The following is a 3679-nucleotide window of genomic DNA, read 5'->3' on the forward strand; positions in this document are numbered from 1 at the left end:
ATATTAAATTTAATTTTTTACTACTATTTTTACTACATTACAATTTCTTTGTTTCTAGTTATTTCAACTCTACATCTATTGAATCGACAATTTAGAATATCTAAACCAAATAACAAATACGATTGAATCGTTGAATAGCATGTCCGCCATTCAATGAAGAAGCGTAAAATTTTATCTTCAGATGATTAGGTGAAGAAAATCATTTTCTTAGCGGCATCGAATGCAGCTAAGATATGGACAAGGCCAATCTTGTGCAGCACTGCTGCTCATAACGTTCAGCAATAAATTTGTTTACGATTCAATTCAATGACCGTAAAAGGTCATTTATAAAAAATAGAACTTACACAAAATAATTTACAGACTCCAAACTTTATATTTTTAGCTATACTACAGATTTTTCAATTTAATAAATCCCTAGAAACATTTCCTGTTTGATTAAACTCAATAAAACATTTTTTTACTAATTCAAAATCTTGGACAACTGTTGTTGCACCATAAGGTTCTCCTAAAATATTTTGAAACTCACCTTTTGGAGCATCAGCATTATGTAGTGTTCTAACATAAATATAACCTTCTTCGTCATAATCCAAGAGCATTAATAAGTAGTTATCTTCCTCAAAGTATAATTTCAAACTTTCAGGTTCTTCTTCATCTATTGCCTCTAAATTAGTTAATGATATTACACCTCCAGCTTGATTCTTTATCATTTCTAGAACCATTAGAATATCAACAATCTTTGGCTTTAAAAGTAATGGAAGCTGTATTCTTGAAAATTTTTCTAAATAGCCCCCCCTAATCTCATTTTCATTGTTTCTTACTCTCAACAACTTTTTTCATACCTTTTTCCCAAATATAAACTTTTGGAGCTCCTGTATCGTCATCTCTAGCATGAATTGTTATTGAGTTAACCCCTGCCTTGTTTGCCATTGCTGCAATATCACCTTTACAATACCCACAAACATCTTTACCTTTTACATCTAAAACGATATCTGCATTTTAGCGATTTCAGAATTGACCAATTACTGTACAGCTCCAATCTCACCATGTGCTTTTGCCATATTTCCATTAGGTAGTCTTTTATAAAGGTTGTCTACACTCTCTAAAGAAATAATTCAATAAACCTGTCACTTGGTTCCGGATGATTTCTTTTTTCTAAGAACCAGTTAAACGATTTCTAGTATTTTCATCAATAAAATTTAACAAAAGCAAATCATGCAAAAAATTTGTTTTATCTTCAAAACTTAACAAATTTAAAAGCAATTTAAATTCCACTGTATTTAATTTACCAACAAAATCATCTCTGAGTTTATTGGATAATTTTTCAGAGACAAATTTTCCAGCTAATACATAAACCACAAATTCAATAATAATAATTTCAACTTTAGAAAACCCCTCTTCATATTCATAAATAAGATATCCTAAAACTGTTTCATATTGATTATTGATTTGATGTCCATGATTAAGCATTTCTTGATAAAAATCATCTAAAACACCTAATCTTAGATCATCATAACTTATTTTTTTCATCAATTATTTCCTCTTTTTTGGTGTATACAAATAACCATTACTATCTATAATATTCAGATTAATATTTGGGTATTTTTTCCTAAATTGATCGATGTTTATTGTGCAACTGGCACATGGTTCACGCTCAGTGAATAAAGTAATGCTACCTTTTGCATTACTATTATTACCAAGTTGATTTGCAATATTATTCAAAATTTTTGCTTCTGTATCAGTACTACGATTAATAGGAATTCCTTTTGAATTATTTATTGTCATACTTTTAAATATAGGGTTCTCAACCTTACCAACAAATCCTTTTTCAACTAGTTGGGGTTTAGGTAACTCTAATTTTGAAGATGAAGCCATTAACGACTGCACTCCAGGAATATCAATCATAGCTACACCAAAATTTCCAGAGTTTTTCATCTTTGAATTCAATTCTGATCTTAACGAAGTGGTCAAATCTTTAAAAGTATTTAAGGTATTTACATCATATCTTCCACTCGAGATTGTCGGGCTAATATTCTTAATCGGTACAACAACCTCATTCTTCCCTAAAGGCGTATCATTTAATCCACCTGTTTTTATTGATATACCTGAACCAGCAACTATACCAAACAAAGCTCCACCTATTGCCAAATGGTCTGCTATTTTATCATCTACACCAACTAACCGTGTCGATGAACCTAAAGCACCCAATGGGCTTATTGCAGAACCAATAATTGCATTTGCTCCTCGACCTTCATTAGCTTTCAACCGATCTATATAAGCTTTGCTATTAGTGATACCTTGTTTTTTATAGCTTTCAGGAAGTGCGCCATAATATCCATTATCAGGGTAGAAATAGACCGAATTATAGTCTCTTACTGCATCCATCACATACAGATCAGCAGTATAACTCTTATAAACTTCATTTTGCATCTGCACTAATTTCTGGACTTTTGCATATTCGACAGACCCCTTAGGGAACATATTGAATAGTTGCTTCAACTGATTACCAGAAAGTATCGTTGGGTAGCCCGCTTTACTAGCGACTCCATCCAACTTTATATCGACCTTCTGAAACTTACCTTTATTTTCTAATTTAATTTTATAATCATTATATTCATTTGAAACATAATCAGCATAAATATTGAAAAGTCTTTTAGCTTCATTTGAATTTTTTGTATTCAGTGCTTTGTTTATTTTCTCCGAAAAAGCTACTGCCATATTCGTTGTTGTATAATTTTCAAAAGAGTTTGGCTCACTATTGATTTGATCAAAGAATTTTTGGTTATCTTTGTTTAAAATCACATCATTATTTAATTGTGTATTTATATCATTACCCTCTCCGATTTGCTTTTGATAGTATTCTACAGCTGCTTTGTTATACGTGATTCCTGCTGTGAAACCTAGTTCTCCGGCTTTACCTGATAAATTACTTAATAACTCATTTGATAGCCCTTGGTTATGGCTTACTTCATGTTCAAGTACTTCTATACTGGTTTGACGATTATCTACATTCACATCTATAGCAATGATATTTTTATCGGTCGTTCCTTTTAATCCGTAGATATCTGTAATAGTCGTGGTCAATACATCAACATTCACCCCTAGAGCAGCAGCAAGTTGATTCATAGCATTTTTTGACGACTCAAGATCATTAAATTCTCCATTTTTAAACTTATTTAAGATCGCCGCAGCTTCTGGATTTTTTTGGATAAAATCAAATGTATTTGCAGGTTTCATCAATGTTTGAAATGCCTGTCCTATATTTTGATCCCCACTTGCTAACGAAGCAGTCGCTACACCCAAGCTAGTGACGCCTGCTGCTGTCATTTTCCCTATAATTCCAATATTCTGCGGTAAATCCTTCTGCTCTTTTACAATCTCTGCTCGTCCACTCTCCGTCAATAAACGATGATCTAGCGTTACACTGCCATTGAGCATGCCTGTGGTCTGGTCTCTAGTGATTTCTTGAGTATTATTAATGTCGCGGTTGGTGCCTGTTGCAGCGTTTGTAACCGTACCTTGTCCCATCGTGGCTTTGGTCAGTTGCTCTGTTTCTTGCCCACTACTGTTTAATCCAATTGTGGTCGAGCCTTTCGGTGCAGTCGATGCTGCTTTTGATCCTTTTTGTGGAATCCCGATATTAGTCGATACGTTAAAGCCACTACTCTTGTTGTAATTATGG

General features: G+C 33.0%; 4 protein-coding genes. All 4 read right to left on the reverse strand.

What is annotated here, in order from left to right; genetic code table 11:
- Nucleotides 1–398 precede the first annotated feature (398 nt).
- On the reverse strand, nt 399–824 hold the full coding sequence (locus I2F62_RS12875; RefSeq protein WP_324627388.1) for a DUF6911 family protein: 426 nt from the start codon (nt 822–824) through the stop codon (nt 399–401).
- On the reverse strand, nt 805–987 hold the full coding sequence (locus I2F62_RS12880; RefSeq protein WP_420713763.1) for a cytidine deaminase-like fold-containing protein: 183 nt from the start codon (nt 985–987) through the stop codon (nt 805–807). Before I2F62_RS12880 ends, I2F62_RS12875 begins: the two co-directional genes overlap by 20 nt.
- A gap of 165 nt (nt 988–1152) precedes the next feature.
- Nucleotides 1153–1527, reverse strand: a complete 375-nt coding sequence (locus I2F62_RS12885; protein WP_324627390.1) for a hypothetical protein — start codon at nt 1525–1527, stop codon at nt 1153–1155.
- A 3-nt stretch (nt 1528–1530) separates the two neighbouring features.
- A partial coding sequence (locus I2F62_RS12890) for a deaminase domain-containing protein (protein ID WP_324627391.1) occupies nt 1531–3679 on the reverse strand: 2149 nt, incomplete at its 5' end.

This window comes from Acinetobacter sp. MD2(2019) (genome assembly GCF_035615615.1).
Lineage (GTDB): Bacteria > Pseudomonadota > Gammaproteobacteria > Pseudomonadales > Moraxellaceae > Acinetobacter.